The 20,462-nt window shown below is 42.3% G+C and carries 16 protein-coding genes; 9 read left to right on the top strand and 7 right to left on the bottom strand.

Going from position 1 to position 20,462, the window contains the following annotated elements; all coding sequences use genetic code 11:
- Window positions 1-175: 175 nt before the first annotated feature.
- Both FD723_RS04965 and FD723_RS04960 read right to left on the bottom strand, forming a co-directional pair.
- The gene (locus FD723_RS04965) at window positions 176-856 is read right to left on the bottom strand and encodes a hypothetical protein (RefSeq protein WP_179064345.1); all 681 of its coding nucleotides are present in this window, start codon (window positions 854-856) and stop codon (window positions 176-178) included.
- Window positions 857-951: 95 nt separating this feature from the next.
- Window positions 952-2,934, bottom strand: a complete 1,983-nt coding sequence (locus tag FD723_RS04960) for a heavy metal translocating P-type ATPase (RefSeq protein WP_179064344.1) — start codon at window positions 2,932-2,934, stop codon at window positions 952-954.
- A gap of 248 nt (window positions 2,935-3,182) precedes the next feature.
- Here FD723_RS04960 and FD723_RS04955 point away from each other — a divergent pair, with 248 nt between their 5' ends.
- Window positions 3,183-4,520: an Nramp family divalent metal transporter gene (locus FD723_RS04955; RefSeq protein ID WP_179064343.1), complete on the top strand. Its 1,338-nt coding sequence runs from the start codon at window positions 3,183-3,185 to the stop codon at window positions 4,518-4,520.
- A 60-nt stretch (window positions 4,521-4,580) separates the two neighbouring features.
- Complete coding sequence (locus FD723_RS04950; RefSeq protein WP_179064342.1) at window positions 4,581-5,273, top strand: Uma2 family endonuclease; 693 nt, start codon at window positions 4,581-4,583, stop codon at window positions 5,271-5,273.
- A gap of 37 nt (window positions 5,274-5,310) precedes the next feature.
- On the opposite strand, the gene FD723_RS04945 is transcribed toward FD723_RS04950, so the two are convergent.
- A complete protein-coding gene (locus FD723_RS04945) occupies window positions 5,311-6,339 on the bottom strand; it encodes a DUF6745 domain-containing protein (RefSeq protein WP_179064341.1) in 1,029 nt (342 codons plus the stop codon).
- The gene (locus tag FD723_RS04940) at window positions 6,326-6,619 is read right to left on the bottom strand and encodes a hypothetical protein (protein ID WP_179064340.1); all 294 of its coding nucleotides are present in this window, start codon (window positions 6,617-6,619) and stop codon (window positions 6,326-6,328) included. Before FD723_RS04940 ends, FD723_RS04945 begins: the two co-directional genes overlap by 14 nt.
- Before the next feature lie 531 nt (window positions 6,620-7,150).
- On the opposite strand from FD723_RS04940, the gene topA reads away from it, so the two are divergent.
- The 5 genes from topA (at window position 7,151) to FD723_RS04915 (ending at window position 14,782) form a co-directional block, all read left to right on the top strand.
- Complete coding sequence (gene topA / locus FD723_RS04935) at window positions 7,151-9,814, top strand: type I DNA topoisomerase (RefSeq protein WP_179064339.1); 2,664 nt, start codon at window positions 7,151-7,153, stop codon at window positions 9,812-9,814.
- A 385-nt stretch (window positions 9,815-10,199) separates the two neighbouring features.
- On the top strand, window positions 10,200-10,340 hold the full coding sequence (locus FD723_RS04930; protein WP_179064338.1) for a hypothetical protein: 141 nt from the start codon (window positions 10,200-10,202) through the stop codon (window positions 10,338-10,340).
- 7 nt (window positions 10,341-10,347) lie between these two features.
- On the top strand, window positions 10,348-10,809 hold the full coding sequence (gene aroQ, locus FD723_RS04925; RefSeq protein WP_179064337.1) for a type II 3-dehydroquinate dehydratase: 462 nt from the start codon (window positions 10,348-10,350) through the stop codon (window positions 10,807-10,809).
- A 93-nt stretch (window positions 10,810-10,902) separates the two neighbouring features.
- Window positions 10,903-11,847, top strand: coding sequence for an ADP-ribosylglycohydrolase family protein (locus FD723_RS04920; protein ID WP_179064336.1), 945 nt, complete (start codon window positions 10,903-10,905; stop codon window positions 11,845-11,847).
- A gap of 241 nt (window positions 11,848-12,088) precedes the next feature.
- Window positions 12,089-14,782 carry an HD family phosphohydrolase gene (locus FD723_RS04915; protein ID WP_179064335.1) on the top strand — a complete coding sequence of 898 codons (2,694 nt, stop codon included), beginning with the start codon at window positions 12,089-12,091 and terminating at the stop codon, window positions 14,780-14,782.
- A 321-nt stretch (window positions 14,783-15,103) separates the two neighbouring features.
- Here FD723_RS04915 and FD723_RS04910 read toward each other — a convergent pair whose 3' ends face one another.
- Together FD723_RS04910 and FD723_RS04905 are read right to left on the bottom strand one after the other, a co-directional pair.
- Window positions 15,104-16,024, bottom strand: a complete 921-nt coding sequence (locus FD723_RS04910; RefSeq protein ID WP_179064334.1) for a DUF1338 domain-containing protein — start codon at window positions 16,022-16,024, stop codon at window positions 15,104-15,106.
- 42 nt (window positions 16,025-16,066) lie between these two features.
- The gene (locus FD723_RS04905) at window positions 16,067-17,386 is read right to left on the bottom strand and encodes an acetyl ornithine aminotransferase family protein (RefSeq protein ID WP_179064333.1); all 1,320 of its coding nucleotides are present in this window, start codon (window positions 17,384-17,386) and stop codon (window positions 16,067-16,069) included.
- A 324-nt stretch (window positions 17,387-17,710) separates the two neighbouring features.
- Here FD723_RS04905 and FD723_RS04900 point away from each other — a divergent pair, with 324 nt between their 5' ends.
- Window positions 17,711-17,965: a hypothetical protein gene (locus FD723_RS04900; RefSeq protein WP_179064332.1), complete on the top strand. Its 255-nt coding sequence runs from the start codon at window positions 17,711-17,713 to the stop codon at window positions 17,963-17,965.
- A 29-nt stretch (window positions 17,966-17,994) separates the two neighbouring features.
- Window positions 17,995-18,240: a hypothetical protein gene (locus FD723_RS04895; protein ID WP_256875060.1), complete on the top strand. Its 246-nt coding sequence runs from the start codon at window positions 17,995-17,997 to the stop codon at window positions 18,238-18,240.
- A 31-nt stretch (window positions 18,241-18,271) separates the two neighbouring features.
- Here FD723_RS04895 and FD723_RS04890 read toward each other — a convergent pair whose 3' ends face one another.
- Window positions 18,272-20,443, bottom strand: a complete 2,172-nt coding sequence (locus tag FD723_RS04890; protein WP_179064331.1) for a PAS domain S-box protein — start codon at window positions 20,441-20,443, stop codon at window positions 18,272-18,274.
- Window positions 20,444-20,462: the final 19 nt, after the last annotated feature.

Below are 20,462 nucleotides of genomic sequence, written 5' to 3'. Positions count from 1 at the left end.
TGCAGCAATCAGGGCGATCGCCTTTTGTTTCAATAGCTGAAACATCATTCTGACGATAGATGTAACTTATGTATTTTCTTATAAAAGTAATTTACCACTTCCAGACCTAGTATAAAAATCTGGTTTAGATAGTCCGCTTTTGCCTAAGCCAGCAAATTAGATGTTTAGCAGTCGATCATTGCTCACTAGGATTCAATACAACGATAATTTCTGCTAGCCTAATTCCCAAAGGTTTCCAATGGGGATTGGTGGAGGAAAAAGTACTATCTCCTAACACTGATTGGTAGTCATTGGGGAACTTTTCAGAAGCATTGGGAGCAGCATCTACTCGTAAAATGAGTTTGCCTTGATAACGGGATAATTTGCTACTATCCAGCAAGATAGTACCGCCGTAATCCCACTCCAATCCATAGAGTTTAAAGTTACCTAATTTCTTGCGTAACTCACTCAAAGGTATTCCTACTCCAATACCTTCGCGGGTTTTCCAAGCTGAACCCAGGTTACGCACATCTAGAGGTTTGGTACGAGTCTTATCACTCCAGACTACCAAGAGCGATCGCCCCTGATTTAGGTTTACCTGAGTAGCAGCGAAACTCCCTATTCCTTCAGCACCGGAAATGGTTTTATCAACGAGATGGGATGCACCAAAAAGCTTCACTAAATCTTGCTTGGTGGTTGTGCGCGTTATTGGCCCCACTCGTTCGCCAGGAACAATCAAGGTATTTGTTAATAATTGCGATTTAGCAACAATAATTGGATGATTGATTTTTTGGGGTAGTGCAAAGGCTGGGTTTGCTGAATAGTTTAGTAATAAAGCTAAAGTAGCTGTAGCAATGCCTTTGATTGATGAATTCATAGGTGCTATTCTTGGGTAGTAAAATATGAGTCCAATGTACTCATAGTTTAACTACTACAATTTACCAACTACAAATTCCCGATTTTCCAAAAATTTTATTTCATCGCTCTAGTTGCATTTAAAATTGCCAGCAATGCTACTCCAACATCAGCAAAGACAGCTTCCCACATTGTCGCTATACCGAAAATACCCAATCCAATAAACACAGCTTTAATTGCTAAAGCAAAGCCAATATTTTGCCAAACAATTTGCCTTGTTTTTCTGGCGATTTGTATTGCTTCTGCTACCTTTGATGGCGCATCTGTCATGATGACAATATCAGCAGTTTCGATGGCTGCATCTGAACCTAAACCACCCATTGCCATCCCAACATCGGCTCTAGCAATCACTGGCGCATCATTAATACCATCCCCAACAAAGGCAACTTTACCATGCTTGCCGGCGGTGCTGAGTAATTTCTCAATGGCATTAACTTTTTCTTCTGGTAATAAGTCTGCTTCGTAAGCATCTATGCCTAGCTGTTCGGCAATTCGGGAAGCGATCGCTTGATTATCTCCAGTCAACATTACTGTTCTTTCTACACCCATTAGCTTGAGTGCTTGAATAGCTTGTCTTGCATCTTCTTTGAGTTCATCAGCAATGACAATATACCCAACGTAAATATTATCCACTGCTAAATTAACAACTGTTCCCTCTAGCTGGCAATTATCATGAGCAATATTCTCTTTGTGGAGTAGGCGATCGCTTCCTGCTATCACTACCCTATTTTCAACCTTGGCTCTAATTCCATAACCTGCAATCTCTTCATAATCTCTCACCTCAAATTCATCAATTTTTCCGCCATAGGCTTTGCGGATAGATTGAGCGATGGGATGATTTGAGTGCGATTCTACTTTGGCAGCTAGTTGCAGTAATTCTTGTTCATTCCAGCCATTTAATGGTACTATTTTGGCTACTTTGAATACCCCTTTAGTTAATGTTCCAGTTTTATCAAAAACAACTGTATTGACTGCATTTAAAGTATCCAGAAAAGTAGAACCTTTAACCAAAATACCACGTCTAGCTGCACCCCCCACACCTCCAAAGTAACCTAATGGAATACTGATAACGAGTCCACACGGACAGGAAATAACTAGTAAGATTAGGGCACGATAAACCCATTCGGAAGAGGTTGCACCCGGAATAAATAAAGGAGGTAATATTGCAACTGCTAGAGATGTAAAAACTACAATTGGTGTATAATATCGGGCAAATTTAGTAATAAACTTTTCTGTTTCTGCTTTTTTACTTTTGGCATTTTGCACCAAGTCTAAAATCTTGGCAATGGAAGATTCGTCAAAGAGTTTTGTGACTTTAATGCTGAGAACTCCCATTTTATTGATCATTCCAGCCAAAACTGTTTCACCTAACCTCACCGTTCGCGGTACAGATTCTCCAGTTAATGCGGATGTATCAACTTGCGAATTACCATCGATAATTTCGCCATCTAAGGGAATCTTTTCTCCTGGTTTAACAACGATGATATCTCCAATATTGACTGTTTCTGGTGATACTTTTTTGAGTTCTCCCTCTATTTGGATGTTGGCATAATCTGGGCGGACTTCCAATAATGCTTTGATCGAATTACGAGAACGACTGACAGCAATATCTTGGAACAATTCTCCAATTTTATAAAATAACATTACTCCGACAGCTTCAGGTAATTTATGAATTGCGATCGCACCTAATGTTGCTACTGTCATCAAAAAGGTTTCATCAAATACTCTGCCTCTGAGGATATTACGCCCAGCAGTTTTTAACACACTCCATCCACTTAATAAATAGGCAGGGATAAAAAGCAGATATTCACCTATTGAATAAAACGTATTGTGTAATTGAGTTTCAAAAATTATACCAGTTCCATATAAACTTAAAATCACAACTAAAGGCAATACCTCATTTTTCAGATTGAATTCTCCACCGTGTTCGTGATTGTGGTCATGGTTATGATTCTCATCATGATTGTGATTATGATTCTCGTGGTGATCGTGTTGACAGTTGCAACAATCTGAAGATTCTGAATGTATTTTTTGCTTCATTTTTTCTATGGAGGCTAGTAACTTATTGGATATATTAGCCTTTATTCAAATGTAATTAAAAAAAGAAGTTTTTACAAGTTGATAATTTAAGAACGAGAATCTATATCAACACAAAATCTAGGTTGATTGTTAAATATTTCTACTAATATTTAGTGGATATTAAAATTTATAGTCTTGCGACAGTAGTTATTCTTGTCAGTGTTTCCTATAATTATGAGAGAATTATGAAAGTTTGAGAGTGTAAACAAATGCCCTTCCCAGAAAAACCAGCCAGGAAGCCCAGCCTACCTGAAGTTCACCGCAGCATTAAAATTCCTAACACCAAAAGCTTCTGGCGCAAGATGTTGGCTTATGGAGGGCCAGGATATTTGGTATCTGTAGGGTATATGGACCCTGGTAACTGGGCAACTGACTTAGCAGGCGGAGCTAAATTTGGTTATGCGTTGCTAACCGTGATTATGCTTTCCAACTTGATGGCGATTTTAATGCAATCTCTGTGTGTGCGGTTGGGAGTAGCAACGGGGCGAGATTTAGCGCAGGCTTGTCGAGATAACTTCGGCCCGCGTGTTAATTTCGGGTTATGGGTACTTTGTGAAATAGCGATCGCAGCCTGTGACTTAGCAGAAGTTTTGGGAAGTGCGATCGCGCTGCAACTCCTTTTTGGCATTCCCTTGGGTTGGGGCGTGTGTATCACAGCACTAGATGTAATTGTATTATTGCTGCTACAAAATAAAGGCTTTCGCTATACAGAAGCTTTGGTAATCTTGTTCGTAGCAACTGTAGGCGTTTGTTTCACAGCAGAAATCATTTTTTCGCGTCCTGATTTGGGCGGAGTTTTATTAGGATTTGTTCCCAAACTAGAAATTGTACAAAATCCAGAAATGCTCTACATTGCTATTGGCATTTTGGGGGCAACAGTAATGCCACACAATTTGTATCTACACTCATCAATTGTGCAGACGCGAGATTGGGAATCAACATCCCAAAAGAAATGGGAAGCAATTAAGTTTGGCACAATCGATTCTACAGTTGCTTTATGTTTCGCCTTGTTTATCAACTCAGCAATTTTGATTATTGCGGCGGCAACTTTTCATTTTTCTGGTTATCGGGATGTTGCAGAAATTCAAGATGCTTATAAATTGCTCTCTCCCTTATTAGGTGTGAATGCCGCCAGCGCCATTTTTGGCTTGGCATTACTTGCTTCTGGACAAAGTTCAACCTTGACTGCTACCTTAGCAGGGCAAATCGTCATGGAAGGATTTTTAAATCTGCGTCTAAAACCTTGGCTACGTAGATTATTAACTAGATCAATTGCCATTATCCCAGCATTAATTTCAATTATTCTTTTGGGAGAAAAAAGTACAGGTGGCTTACTGATTTTCAGTCAAGTGATCTTAAGTTTACAGCTATCGTTTGCGGTAGTGCCTTTGGTCATGTTTACGAGTAATCGTCACTTAATGGGTGAATTTGTCAATCCTTGGTGGCTGAAAATTTTATCGTGGTTAGTTGCGATTGTAATTGGTAGTTTAAATGCTTGGTTATTATTGCAAACTATTTCAATCTGGCTATTTACAAGTACTAGCTAGAATATTTATAGCGCTGCGAACCGCTAGGATGTAAACAAGCTCATTTTCAGTACAAGAATTATGGTGAAAACACCCTCCCAGCTTTGGACAATTCCTCCTTTGGAAAATGGCGATAAACTTACCCGCTACGAATTTGAGCGTCGCTATAATGCCACCCCTAACCTGAAAAAAGCTGAATTAATCGAAGGGATTGCTTATATTATGCCAGCTGCTCTGCGTTTCCGAAGTCACGCTCAACCGCATGGTTGGATTTTGACATACCTTGGTACTTACGAAGCTGCAACTCCTGGTATAGCGTTGGGAGTTGAACCTACCGTCCGCTTAGACTTAGATAACGAACCTCAACCCGATGTTGTTCTGTTGATTCTACCAGAAGCCGGTGGTCAAACGCGGCTGAGTGAAGATGATTATATTGAAGGTGCGCCAGAGTTAGTTGTGGAAATTGCTGCTAGTAGTGCGGCTATCGATCTTCATGGCAAAAAACAGGCTTATCGTCGCAACGGTGTCAAAGAATATATTGTTTGGCAAGTTTTAGACCAAAAATTGACTTGGTTTTCTCTGGAACAGGGTGAATATCTGGAATTAATACCTGACAATGAAGGCGTTTTGCAAAGTCGGGTATTTCCAGGGTTGTGGTTAGCGGCGACAGAGTTATTAGCAGGTAATATGCAGGGTGTGTTAAAGGTTTTACAAGCAGGTTTGCAATCTGCCGAACATGGCGATTTTATCAAGAAATTGGGTAGCGATCGCTGAACAATTTCTAAATGGGAAAAGTCTCTTAAACAATCAATTATGTTTGCACACCAAATGTCTCTGGATCTACACCCCAATTTATCCAGCTAATTGCTTCACGCGCTGAGTTCATATTCGGCGGAACTCGCAAGGCATGAATAAATCCTGTACTAGGACAGGTCATTTTTAATAAATAAATTGGTTCTTCATCAACATCAGCATCAATTTTTAATAACGTGTATTCTTGCCAAGTATCTAATTCAATAGCTTGTAGTTCTTGGCAGATTCTAGCGTAACCGGTACCCTGAATTAGTACTCGCCGTAGTTCGGCATTTTCCTCTGATAAAAGCCATTCAGCTTGCCATTGCTGCGGGTGGATTTTCCCGTATTTTTCAGGTAAGGTTACATCGTGGTAGGAGTAGAGGCTATATCCATCAGTAAATTCAATAGCGGGTTCGCCTTCAGCGTGGAGGCGATTTTCATTGTCGAAGCGCAGGTGAAGGGGGCGATCGCAGATAATACAAACGTTTTCATAAAATAAAATCCAGCCACAATACTTCGCTAAAGACTGCAAAACTTGCCATCTAATTTGGTTGTAAGAACAATTTAAGACCGAAACATAAAACTCTACCCAACAACAACTACTGGCTAACCATTGTGATTTTAACCAAGGGCTATGAAGATTTTTTTTGAATTGAGTTTTAATTTTTAATTCCTCTATTGATACATAATCTTGAGTAATAAAATTTACTCGTAAGATAGCCAACTTGTTTAGGAGTTCCGTGTTGAGTTGATATAAAACTTCGTTATTTTTATTTGTCAAACGTGGGAAAATAAAGTTAAGTAAATCTTTGTTTATATCTAACTCCAATTGTTTCTGAATCAAAATTTGTAAGCCAGCATAAGAACTATCACAAAAAATAATCTCAGGCTCTTTCTTGCTAATCGCTGCATAAGCAACCCTCACAGCTTTGGCCGCTTTTTTGTGATCAATCCGCTCAGTTGAAAGCGCGATCGCTCTCCACTTCTCCCGATAAACTGGAATCAAAGCCTCTTGCTCAGGCGTTAACTTTTCAATCAGCGACATAACGCCAACCTTCAGGCTCGTATTCTCGCTGAATTTTCACCATCCAGTCACCTTGGGGAATAGAAATAGCTTTATGCTCCTCATGAGCTAGCAATGCCGAATCTGAAAAAACACGTAAGTAAAGTGTGCTATCTTTTTCCAATAATTCCGCCTCGCCTTCAGTAATCCGATGTTTATGACCCGTAACTTCGCCTTCTGCCAAAGTTAAATGAGGTATTTTTTGTCCTTCAACCTGCTGCACAGGTAGTAAGATCACATCACCCTGACGAATTGGTTGCATAGTTTTGCTTTCCTGACATGGGTACAAATCCCACTTCGCTTTTGCTCTCAATTTTGATTTAATTTTGGCACAAGCTCTATTAAATGGGAATTGGGCGTTCGTAGTGCTGAGTTAGGAGTTAAAAGTTAAGAGTTAGGAGTTAAGAGTAGAGACGCGAAAAATCTTTGTCTGTACAAGAGTTAGGAGCTTTGTTTATCTCCTTGTCCCCTTCTCTCCCTCATTTCCCTAGTCTCCCTTGTCTCCCTCATTTCCCTAGTCCCCAATCCCCAGTCCCCAAATTTAAAAACTGTAGTCGCCAATTATGCGTTAGATAAGTTAAAGATTAAAATAGCTGGAAATTCAGACCCAGCGTACCCTCATTTATCCTCTGGGACAGACTGGGCAATAAGTTCAGCGAATTTTCTCCCAAGCAGGCAGTTTATGTGAGGATTAAATCACCGCCCTAAGCGTGACCATTTATCTTGACAATTTGCAAAAGTTACCTCAATTTGACTGTTTGGCTTAGTAGCTCTTCTTTTTATTGAAATTTCCATGTCAACTCTCGTCATCGTCGAATCTCCAACCAAAGCTCGTACCATTCGCAACTACCTGCCAGCAGGCTATCGGGTGGAGGCGTCTATGGGTCATGTGCGTGACCTACCCCAATCGGCTAGTGAAATTCCCGCTGCCGTCAAGGGGGAATCATGGGCGCAGCTAGGGGTAAATGTGGACGCCGACTTTGAACCGGTATATGTTGTCCCGAAAGACAAAAAGAAAATTGTTACCCAGCTGAAAGATGCCCTCAAGGATGTCGATGAACTGATTCTGGCAACGGACGAAGACCGGGAAGGTGAAAGCATTAGTTGGCATTTATACCAACTGCTGAAGCCGAAGGTTCCCACTAAGAGGATGGTGTTTCACGAAATTACCCAAGAGGCGATTAAAAAAGCGTTGAAAAACTGCCGCAATATTGATGAGCAGTTGGTTCGCGCTCAAGAAACCCGGCGGATTTTAGATCGGCTTGTCGGCTATACCCTGTCTCCCCTGCTATGGAAAAAAATCGCCTGGGGATTATCTGCTGGGCGAGTGCAATCTGTAGCTGTGAGACTTTTAGTCACTAGGGAACGTCAACGCCGCGCTTTCCATGAGGGTACATACTGGGATTTGAAAGCCAGTTTGTCAAAGGAAAAAACCCCCTTTGCTGCCCAGTTGGTAACACTGGGAGGAACCAAAATCGCTAATGGTAGCGATTTTGACGCAACGACTGGAGAAATTACCGCAGGTCGCAATGTCTTGTTGCTCAACGAAGAACAAGCGGTAGCCCTCAAGGAACGTCTAACTGGGAAAACCTGGAATGTTAACGACATCGAAGAACGCCCTGTGACGCGCAAACCGTCGCCACCGTTCACAACTTCGACGTTGCAACAAGAATCTAACCGGAAACTGCGCCTCTCAGCCCGTGACACGATGCGGGTTGCCCAGAATTTGTACGAGCAAGGGTATATTACCTATATGCGGACAGATTCGGTGCATTTGTCAGATCAAGCGATCGCAGCTGCTCGCAGTTGTGTAGAAAAGCTCTACGGTCAACAATACCTTAGTCCCCAACCCCGGCAATACACCACCAAATCCAAAGGCGCACAAGAAGCACACGAAGCAATTCGTCCAGCAGGTAGCACCTTTCGCACCCCCCAAGAAACTGCTTTAGGCGGTCGAGAACTTGCTATTTACGATTTGATTTGGAAGCGGACTGTTGCCTGTCAAATGGCTGATTCTCGCCAAACTCAAATTACCGTGCAATTACAAGTCGAGGATGCTGGATTCCGTTCTTCTGGCAAACGGATTGAATTTCCAGGATACCTACGTGCATACGTCGAAGGCTCAGATGACCCAGAAGCAGCACTGGAAGACCAAGAAGTAATCTTGCCGAATCTGAAAGTGGGAGATCATCCGAATTGTACAGAGCTAGAAGCCGTTGGGCACGAAACTCAACCGCCAGCTAGATACACCGAAGCTTCTTTGGTGAAAACATTAGAAAGCGAAGGTATCGGTCGTCCCAGTACCTACGCCAGCATCATTGGCACTATCATCGATAAGGGTTATGCCCATTTGGTGACTAACGCCCTCATTCCCACCTTCACCGCTTTCGCTGTCACCGACTTGCTGGAAAAACATTTTCCAGACATCGTTGATCCTAGTTTTACCTCGAAGATGGAGCAAACCCTTGATGACATTGCCACAGGTGAAGCGAAATGGCTGCCCTACTTGCAGCAATTCTATCTAGGAGAAAAAGGGCTGGAAACCCTAGTTAGAGAACGGGAAAGTCAAATTGATGCCACCAAAGCTAGGACTGTAGAACTAGAGAATCTAGATGCCAAAGTCCGCATTGGAAAATATGGCCCCTACATCGAAGTCGTAAACGGTGAGGGGGTGATCACCGCCTCAATTCCCAAAGACCTGACACCAGCTGACCTCGACCCCAAACAGGTAGAAGTACTGCTGCGGCAAAAAATCACTGGCCCTGACCAGGTAGGTCGGCATCCCGAAACTGGCGAACCGATTTATGTGAAAATTGGTGCTTACGGGCCCTACGTCCAATTGGGTGATAAAACCGACGAAAATCCCAAACCGAAACAAGCTTCCTTACTCAAAGGTGTCACCCCAGAAACCGTTACCCTGGAAATGGCTGTTGGTCTGTTGGCACTACCCCGGACATTGGGAGTTCATCCCGTAACTGGGGGCAAAATCCAAGCAAGTTTGGGACGCTTTGGCCCTTACGTGGTTCATGACCAAGGTAAAGAAGGAAAAGACTACCGCTCCCTAAAAGCTGCTGATAATGTATTGGCAATTAGCCTAGAACGTGCATTGGAATTGTTATCCGAACCCAAAAAGGGACGCAGTTCCACCAACAGCAAGTCCAAGGCAGCCTTACGCGAACTGGGTACGCATCCAGAGGACGGGGAAACAATCAATATCTACGATGGCCCCTATGGCCCTTACATCAAGCATGGCAAAACTAATGTAAGTATCCCAGAAGGTCAAACGGTAGAAGATATAACTTTGACGGCGGCGTTGAACTTGCTGGCAGCTAAGGCATCGACTGGGAAATCGACTCGCAAAACAGGTAAATCAACGAGTTCCAAATCTAAGTCAACTACTAAGTCAACTGCTAAATCATCAACGACGGCTGCAAAGAAAAAGGCCACCGAAGGCTAGTTGTAAGTCAGCTAATTTGGGATTTTAGATTGACGATAGCGGTAGGAGCGTCTTTTAGATTTTAGATTCATTTCGCCTGCAAGGGGCGGGGATAAACCCCAAAATTCTTTTAATCTAAAATCTAAAATTCGTAGTCAAGAGTCTCAAGTCCGATCCTGAACTCTTGACCCTTGATATCCATCCTTGATAGGATACAGTTCGATAGGTTGCAAGTGTGATAGTCTAAAAGGTAAGGGAAAACACAACGCCAAATTTTAGAAGTGGCTTATGTCCCAAATGCGGGATTGTGTATCAGCCCGATTGGAAGCCAGAGGTGCGAAAATATGCCATTTTCTGCGTACCTGTTAATCAAAAATTGAGGTAGTATCTCAGGAGCGGTCTGTTCATGGACTATATAGAAAAGGTGCTGGAAAAGCTTAAGGAATTAGCTCGCAGGCTAATTGAGAGCCTGTTAGGGCCAGAGGCGGAACCGGAACCGGAACTGATTCCGATTCCTGTGAACGATCGCTCACGGCGTCGCTACTAACCCCAAAGTGCTGAACTCGACGCAACCCTTAAGCATTCTAGTACTGCATGGGCCAAACTTAAATTTGCTAGGACAGCGAGAACCAGGAATTTATGGTTCTTTGACGCTAGCTGAAATTAACCGCCTGTTAGAAGAAGAAGCATTCAAGTTACAGGCGAAAGTTTTTTCTGTGCAGTCAAATCATGAAGGAATTTTGGTAGATACTATTCATGGCGCATTAGGAGAGTATCAGGGAATTCTGATTAATGCAGGCGCATATACTCACACAAGTGTCGCCTTACGAGATGCGATCGCTGCTGTTAACTTACCCACAGTAGAAGTGCATCTGAGTAACATTTACCGCCGAGAAGATTTTCGCCATCATTCGTACATCGCCCCAGTTGCGATCGGACAAATAAGTGGTTTTGGCGTTCAAAGTTACTTGTTGGGCTTACAAGCATTAGTCAATTATTTAGGAGTTAGGAGTTAGGAGTTAGGAATTGGTCATTGGTAGTAAGGTTAGGAATTAGCAATCTTTCATTAACTCTTCACTCATCACTGTTAACTCCTAACTATATAATTTATGCGTTACTCTCCTATAAGTCGGTTTAAAGGTACTTTACTCGGAGCGTTTCTGGGAGGAAGTTTAGCCTCTGGTGGTGAAATCCAATTTCAGAGTTACCTAGATTTGGGCAAAATGGCGATTCTGGGTACTCAGAGTTTGATTGCATTGGGTAGATTAGATTTAGATGATTGGATAAGGCGTCAGCAAGAAGAATCGCTTCATTTAGCTGCAACTGATGACATATCGATAAAAAAAATTATTGCCACACTACCAGTAGCACTCTTTTTTCACGAAAATCCAATTAAGCTGCGCCAAAATTTGCTAGGTGTACTAAACATCTGGGAAGATGACCCAGTAGTAAGAGATGGAACCCTCGCAGTTGCTTATGCGATCGCTCTTGCCCTAACTGAAAAACTCGATCCCCTAACCCTTATTTCACAAACAATTGCTTTTATCGGAGAAACACCGACATCAATACCAAAAAAATTATTAAAAGTCCAAAATTTATTAGAACAAGGGGTTGGATTGTCAAGGGCGCAAGCTGAGTTTGCGAGGGAAGAAAAACTCAGTAACACGATTGCAATGGCATTTTACTGTTTTTTGAGTACCTTAGAAGACTTTCGCCTTGCAGTTTTGCAGGCAACTTACAACGATAATTCTCAAGCACAAGATGCTACGTCTCTAAGCTCAAATGCTACAGGTGCAATTACTGGTGCTTTATCAGGAGCATATAACGGTATCGGTGGAATTCCTGTAAATTGGCAAGTTTTGCTCTTGCAGAGTAATCCTCCAGTATGGGGATTAACTAGTTTTTCCCAAATGTTAGAATTGACTGATGCATTTGTGGCGGTGTGGTCGGGAGTGTATGATTTTACCTTAAATCCGAGGGAGTTAGCAGAGGAGGGATGTGAGGTGGCCCTGCTTTCAGTTTACGCAGCTCCTCGCGTTATTCGGTTGCGTTAATCTCAATTAAATCAGATAAGCGGTTAAATCCCTGTTAAAGGTAGGCAAACTGACGCCACAGTGTAATTAGTCTCATATACTAGAATTTTTCCGTAAACCTTCGGGCTGATTCTGTGACTAGCTATTGTGGCAAATCGGCAGTAAAAAAGCCCGCCACGGTAGTTGCAGTAGCCGCAGAGTAAACTTTCCTGATGATTGTCTTTTTTTGAGCCATCAAAGTCGGCAATTGCAGGCAGAGATAATGAAAATGCAGCAATTTTTGCAGTTCTTAAACCAGCAATTGACTCACTGGCGGCGACAGTATACAACACTACGCCGTAAGGGAAAGTTAATGAGAAGTCCCAAAGGTAAAACCCATAGAAGGGAACTTCTAAGGACTATGCTCAAGAATATACTCCTGTTTTTATCAAAAACCAATGACAAAAGCGATCGCCGAAAACAAGAACGAGCGCTAAAACCAAAGGCAAAATCGGTCAAAACTCAGAGCAGTATTTGTGCAGTCGGTTTAGATTGGGCATATCAACAGCGTTACTCGGTAATTTTAGCGATCGCGATCGTATCTCTAACAGGCGTTATTGGAAATAAATTATACAATCAGACGCAACTCCAAGTTGGAAATCCCGCGCCCCAGACAATTACAGCCCCTTACACAGCTAGTATCGAAAATCATAAAAAAACAGAAGCCAAGCGCAAAGCCGTTAGTAAAAGCTCCTTACAGGTGTTGATGCTTGATGCGCGAATGAATGAAGAAATCAATAAAAATTTGCAACAACTCCTAGATGATGGCAACGAAATTCGCGCCGTTGCTGGAGCTTTTCCTTTTTTTGATTCTGTAGTTTTATCCATTTCTACCCAGCGTTATCTCCGATCTTGTCCTGAATCGGAATGGCAAGCACTGCTATTGACTGTCGAAAATAGTAAAAATCAGCAGAAGAAACCAAAAGGACAAACTACCGCCTCATCCAATCAGGAACGCCAGGCGCGCACAACACCCAAATCTGATTCACAGAGTCCAAAAAAAACAGAGCCAGCTGATTTTTCTCAAAATACTGACTTTACTCAAGCCGTAGCAGAACTAGAATCTTACCGCCTCATAACTTCTGAGAAAAACTTATCCTTACTGATTGCTCTAATTTCCCAAGCACGCCAAAGATACACTCAAGCCACTGCCAAACTTTTACAGTTAGAGACTGTTAACCCAGAAGCAGTATATGAAGAATCCCTCCTTTTAGATTTGTTAGATGTGGAGTGGGAAAAAACCCAAACAGGAATCCATCAAATTACAGAGCGGATTCTTGCCCAAGGCATCCCACAAGGACTGCCAAAAAATATCTTACAAGATGCGGTGAGTTTACAATTGCAGACCTTTGTACCAGAAGACGCCGAAACTTTGGCAAAGAACGTGTTATTAGCTGTACTCAAGCCGAATCTGCAAAATGATGAAGAACAAACAAGAGAAAACGCTCAAAAGGCTGCTGCTGGTGTACCCCCTGTGATGGAGAAGGTACACTCTGGTGAGGTGATTGTCAAAAAAGGAGCGCAGATTACTGCATGGAACTTTGAGGTGCTGGAGCATTATCACCTGATTCGTCGGGAGATAAAATGGCAGGAATTGCTGAAGTTAGGAAGCGTGATTGCGATCGCCATTAGCATTTTTGTCTGGGTAGAACGGCATATCGATTACGAATTGCGACAACGCGATCGCTTGTTAGTATTACTGCTAACTCTGAGTGTACCAGGAGTGATCGCGATCGGATTGCCCTATACTACCTGGAGTGCCCTTGGTTTGTTGTTGGGAAGCTTCTACGGCTCTACTTTGGCGCTGACAGTTGTTGGACTTTTGTTGCCAATCTTAGGTATTAGCTTGGAGATGAGCAAGGCTGCCCTTTTAGCTGGTTTTGGGGGAGGACTATTAGGTAGTTACATCGCTCAACGATTGCGATCGCGTGAAGAATTAGCCTTATTAGGTGTGGCGATCGCTTTAACTCAAGGCGGTATTTATCTGGTTGTTAAAATCTTAATTGGTCAAGCATTTGGTTCTACCTGGTATATCGTCCTCCAAGAAGCCGGATTGTTTGCTTTATCCGGCTTAGGCTGGAGTATTGTCGCCTTGGGCTTGAGTCCTTATCTAGAAAAAGTTTTTGATTTAGTTACTCCAATCCGCCTGGCAGAGTTAGCGAACCCTAACCGCCCTTTATTAAAACGACTTGCTACCGAAACTCCAGGAACTTTTCAACATACGCTGCTTGTGGCTACCCTTGCGGAAGCTGCTGCGAAAGAACTAGGATGCAATGTTGAGTTAGTAAGGGCTGGCACACTATATCATGATATTGGTAAAATGCACGATCCCCTTGGCTTTATTGAAAATCAAATGGGGGGGCCGAATAAACATGATACTGAGATTAAAGACCCTTGGAAGAGTGCAGAAATTATTAAAAAGCACGTGACTGAAGGTTTGGTGATGGCGCGTAAACACCTTTTACCGACAGCGATTCAAGCTTTTATTCCAGAGCATCAGGGAACGATGCTGATTGCCTATTTTCATCACCAAGCCCAGCAAATGGCTCAGGAAGATCCGAGTTTAATAGTAGACGACGCAGATTTTCGCTATGATGGGCCGATTCCACAATCACGGGAAACAGGAATTGTGATGTTAGCAGATTCTTGTGAAGCCGCGCTGCGATCGCTGCAAGTATCGGCTAAATCTCCAGGAAAGAATCCATCGCTTAAAGATGTCTCCACCGAACAAGCTTTAACAATGTTAAACAACATCCTGCGTGCCAAATGGCAAGACAATCAACTCGTAGATTCGGGACTAACACGGGAAGAAATGTCACAAATTGCTGAAATATTTGTGGAAGTTTGGCAGCAATTTCATCACAAACGCATTGCTTATCCCAAGTTTAAGGCTGGCGGTGCTGCGCTTAATTCGTGATGCCGATATAGGAATCCGATTTGATTCCTGAACTGACTTGCGTAGGAGGCGAAAAAGGAACAGAAGTGAATAGATATGTACTCAATACGGTTCGGTTAAGATTTTTGACCGAAAATTACCTACTTAAGGGAACTCTAAGAAATAAATTATCCAATATTGTGGGGCGGGCGAGACGCCCACCCCACAAGAGTTAATTGAATATTTTTTTATTTGGAAGTCCCTAAGTAATTCCGCACAATAAAGCCAAACTGTGTAAAGGAAAGTAAATAAGGCTCAAACTCTCTTTCCCCATGCCCTCTGCCTTATCCCAACGATAATTATTTACCCCGACTTACTTAGACGAGTCATTTCAAACAATTGCTGGGCATTATTTCCTAAAAAAGCATCAAAAAGTACTTGCTTTCCAGATTCCACTTCTACTAGATAGCGCTGGGCAATTTCATAATAGGCGTAAGTCCAAGGAATCTGAATTTCTGCCCCACTGTTATCATCTAATACCGTCACCATTTCTGTGACTGCTTGAGTTGCAGTTTGTCGCAAACCACAAGTAATATTTCCTTCTATCTCTGCTTTCATTGGTACACCCAGGTTAGCCAAAGCACTGGCAGTAGTATCAATGTCTGGATATTCTGGAGTATTCTGACCGTTGACATAGCCTGTAAAATGGTTGACAGCATATCCGTGCAGCAACACCCAAGCGCCATATTGAGTAACCTGATTTACCTCTTCGACAACAGAACGCTGGGGAAGTTGCCAAGGGCGGGTAAAGACTTGCTGGAGTTCTTTGGCGATGGTTTCAATATTCCTGTCTTTTTGTAGAATAATCAGGGGTGAGATCAGTTCCTTTGGGATTGAAGATACTGTTTTAGAGATGAGTTGGGCAATATTAGTAGGCAATTCATCGACAATCAACTCGCTGAGAAACAGCTTGGGTAAGTTAAATTCCTCTTGCTGTGGATGACGATAATGACGGGCGTACAAATGAGTTTGAGCAAAAGTATACTCTCCAGCCGCCACGTAACCTAAAGCTTCTGCAAGTTGTGCAAGGTAGTCAATTCCCAAGTTAACTTGATCTTGTGGAGTATCTACTAATAAACGCAATGACCGAAAGGCAATGTGGTCGTTGGCGACAGTCCCACCCGCAGCAGTAATCATTTGCTGGTAAGTACGGGCATGATTTACCCTGGCGCTGTATTCTTGCCAAAGTAATTTCCATAAATTCAGGGCTATTTTATTTGTCATTTGTCATTTGTCATTGGTTATTTCCTGCGTCTGCCTCATCCCCTAAAAACTTAAGATATCGCTGATAATCTCAAGGGCTATCTGAATTTGGTCACTGTCGATAACTAGAGGAGGACAGAAACGAATTGCGGCTTTACCGCAACCTAGCAATAATAAACCGCGTAAAAAAGCTTCTTGGATAATGCGATCGCGTAATTTATGATCGAGATTACCCACTTCATCTAATAAATCCACCGCTACCATCAAACCCTTACCTCGTGGCGGCGATACTCTCGGAAATCTTTGATGCAACTTGGTAAGACTAGCTTGTAATAATTCGCCCATTTGGGTAGCGTTTGCCATCAAACCACTTTCCAAGAGTCGCAGTGTGACAATACCAGCAGCACAAGCTACAGGATTACCACCAAATGTAGTAGCGTGAGAACCGGGAGGCCAAGTCATTAATTCTGGTCTGGCAAGTATCGCTCCCAAAGGCATACCACTGGCAATACCTTTAGCTGTGGTAATGATATCAGGCATCACGCCCCAATGCTCGATCGCAAATAAGCGACCAGTCCGCCCCATCCCCGCTTGTACTTCATCCACTATCATCAGAATACTGTGGCGATCGCATATCTCCCGAATTCGCTGCAAAAAACCATCTTCGGGTACGATATATCCACCTTCTCCTTGAATCGCTTCGACGACGATCGCCGCTACTTCTTGCGGTGGTAAAATCGTCGTAAATAGCTGTTGTTCCAAGTAATCTAAGCTAGCGTGAGTGCCGTAGGGTATATGAGTTACCCCAGGAACTAAAGGCCCAAAGTTAGCTCGTTGCACTGCTTTGGAACCAGTCAGAGACATTGCTCCATAAGTGCGTCCGTGAAATGCACCTAAGAATGCCACTATTAGCGATCGCTTTGTGTAATATCGAGCTAGTTTAATTGCTCCTTCGTTAGATTCTGCCCCAGAATTGGTGAAAAATACTTTTGCGGGAAACACAGCATTACTTTGTGGCTGGGGAAAGGGAGCGCGAATCGCTAACTGTTCCGCTAGTTCCACCATCGGCTCATAATAAAAATCTGTTCCTGACATGTGCAACAGACGCGCCGACTGTTCTTGAATTGCCTTGACGACTTCCGGGTGAGCGTGTCCGGTGGCGGTGACGGCAATACCTGCGGTCATATCCAGAAATACATTGCCATCAACATCTTCTACCATACAGCCCTGACCGCGAGATACAACTAACGGGTAATCACGGGTATAAGAAGGGGAAGTTACGGCGCGATCGCGTTGTACAATTGCTTGAGCGCGAGGCCCAGGTAAGGAAGTTATTAAATTGGGTGTACGAGGTAAATTTAAGTTAATAGGGATACTTAACATTATTTTTTCGATTTTTTAAAGATTACTGATGATTAAACGCTAAAGATTGATTAGTTACAGTAGCATTTGATGCCATTGTCATGGAAATTACGCATTTAACGAAAAAGCTTCATAGTCAAGATTTTCGTATTTTGTAAGACTTTGCCCGTTTTTATAACACAACTTCTGCGATCGCGTCATATTATATTTTTTGAAGCAAGCATAACAGCTTCACTATTAGATGTCAGGGTGCAAGCTACAGAACATTTACGGAAGAAAGTGTATTAAATCTACAGAGAATTACTATATGCAAAAATTAATAAAAATCTCTGAGATAATCAACCAATGACTTGGGCATCTGGACAAAAGTTACACCGCGATCGGTATGAAATTAAACAAGATTTAAGACAGGAGAACTTCGCTATTACTTATCTTGCTGAGGAGCGGGATGGCAAGAATGTTGTAATTAAAACATTGGATTCCAATTTACTTAATCCATTAAGTAACGAAGACCGCGATCGCTTAAAATCAGGTTTTGCTGATGAATCCCGCAAACTAGCAATATGCAAACATCCGAATATAAGACTTGTCGGGAAATAAGAGAGAATAGACAGCAGTGGTAGGGAAGGATGATGCTGAATATTGAAGGTGTACTGAAGCAAGACCGACTGTTGAGGGCATTAACTAGGTTGAACCGGAAAGCATTTGATGCTCTGTTGCCCACCTTTACCACGATGTACCTTGAAACTCAACAGACCAAGCCTCGTCAACGTGCCTTGGGTGGAGGGCGCAAAGCCCGCTTGCAAAAAGTCCAAGACAAATACAGAAAAATGGTAGAGACTTACTTAAACGTTTTACCATTTTTCTTTTCATAAGTTAATATTTCGGACAAGTCTTTTGGAATCTCTAGTGCCGAATTGGAATTGCAATCACAAACTCTGTTCCCTGTCCTAGTTTTGAGTAACATGCCAATTTGCCAGCATGTTTTTCGGTAATTATTTGATAACTAATAGACATTCCCATACCTGTTCCCTTACCCACAGGTTTGGTGGTAAAAAATGGATTAAAAACCTGTTTTTCAACTTTTTCTGGCATTCCTAAACCATTGTCAGCGATGGCAATTTTTACCCAATTAGAATCAATTAATGCAGTATGAATGGTAATTTTGGGTGGAGAAACTTCATTGTCTGTTCTTTCTTCTAAGGCATCAATAGCATTTGCCAAAATATTCATAAATACCTGATTGAGTTGTCCGGCGTAGCATTCTACTAAAGGTAAGTAACTGTAGTTTTTGCTCACATGAATTTCAGGAAAATCTGGCTTTTCTTTAAGACGATGTTGCAAAATCATTAAAGTACTATCTATGCTTTCATGAATGTCCACCGCTTTAAATTCGGCTTCATCCATGCGCGAGAAGGTACGCAATGACAAGACAATCTGCCGGATGCGTTGAGTGCCGACTTTCATTGAATTTAAGATTTTGGGTAAATCTGCTTGAATGAACTCTAAGTCGATTTCCTCACATAAAGATGCTCTTAAAGTTCCCGCAGGGTAGCAACTGCCGTTCTGAAATTCAGGAACGTTACTGGATTGATATAGGTGAACTAGTCGTAATAAATCTTGGGTATGTTCTTCAAGATGGCTGAGATTACCGTGGATAAAATTGACAGGGTTGTTGATTTCATGGGCAACTCCGGCAACCAGTTGGCCTAGACTGGACATTTTTTCTGCCTGAATCATTTGTGCTTGGGTGCGTTGGAGTTCTTGCAGAGTTTGGGCTAAATCTTCTGCTTGTTGTCTAAGTTGGGCTTCGATTTGTTGGCGATCGCGGATGTCACGGGCTATGGTTGAGAAGAATTCGACTTCGCCCTGTTCATTTTTATGGGCAATCAGTACTTGAGAAACTGGAAACTCTTCACCATTGCAACAGCGAAATATAGATTCTCCAGACCAAATTCCTTCTCGAACTACGGTAGGTATGATCTGATTCTGGAATTCCTCTAATATCGATAGTCCTACAACCTCACTAATATGAAACTTGTTAGTTTCTGAGGCGGGAATATCTAAAATCTTCTGCCCTGCTTTGTTTAGGTAGCAATTATTTCCGGCTGCATCAGCCATACCCACGATGTCAGTTGTGGCTTCCAGAATCGCTAGCAGTCTTCTTTGCTCTTGTTCTGCTTGTTTACGCTCGCTAATATCTCGTACTACTGAAAGTGCATGGGGTTTGCCATTGTAGCTCAAAAGTTTGCCTGTAACTTCTATATCAAGGTAAGTACCATCTTTGCGGATGTCTACAGCCTGAGTGTGAAATTCATCTCCTTTTTTAATTGATTTGATAAATTTCCCGAATATATGAAAATAATCGGGATGGATGAAATCTGTAGGAATTAATTGCAAAAATTCTGCTTGAGAATAGCCATGCATCTGATAAAAAGCCGGATTAGCAGCGACAATTTTACCAGTATCTAAATCAATAACACTGATGCCATCATTCACAGTCTCAAAAATGTTGCGATAGCGAGTTTCTTGTTGAATTAGGGCTGCCTCAGCCGCTTTGCGTAAGAGAAGCTCGTTGTAGACATCGCTAATATCTCTTGCTACACAAACAACAGTATCCTCGCTCATTGGCGAAATACTCGCCTCAAACCAAACATCGCGATCGCCAATGGGTAAACTATATTCGATTTTGACAGCTTTCTTGGTTTTTAGTGCCTGTTGAATACAACCGAGAAAAGAGTCTGCAAAAGCAGAAGGAAAAACTTCGTGGATGCTTTTGCCTAGTAGTTCCGCAGGTGGTTGGTATAGTAAAGGCGCGCCGCTAGGAGCAATTTTCAGGTAGCGTCCTTCTGCATCAAGGATAAGAATTACATCTTGTATGGCGTTAAACAATGCCAATAATTCGGCTAATTCTGCTTGGCGATCGCTTTGTAATAGTTGTTTTGATTCTTTGAGTTTTTGTTCTAGTTGAGTGATTCTTGCACTGAATTCACTGGTGGATTTTGCTAATTGCTTCTTTAATTCAGCATTTTGCTGACGAAGAAAGAGTATTTCATGTTCTAGTTCTTCAGTATACATGACTTGTTTCTCCCGCTTA

It is taken from the genome of Nostoc sp. C052 (assembly GCF_013393905.1).
GTDB lineage: Bacteria > Cyanobacteriota > Cyanobacteriia > Cyanobacteriales > Nostocaceae > Nostoc.
This window is presented reverse-complemented; position numbering and strand designations above follow the sequence as displayed.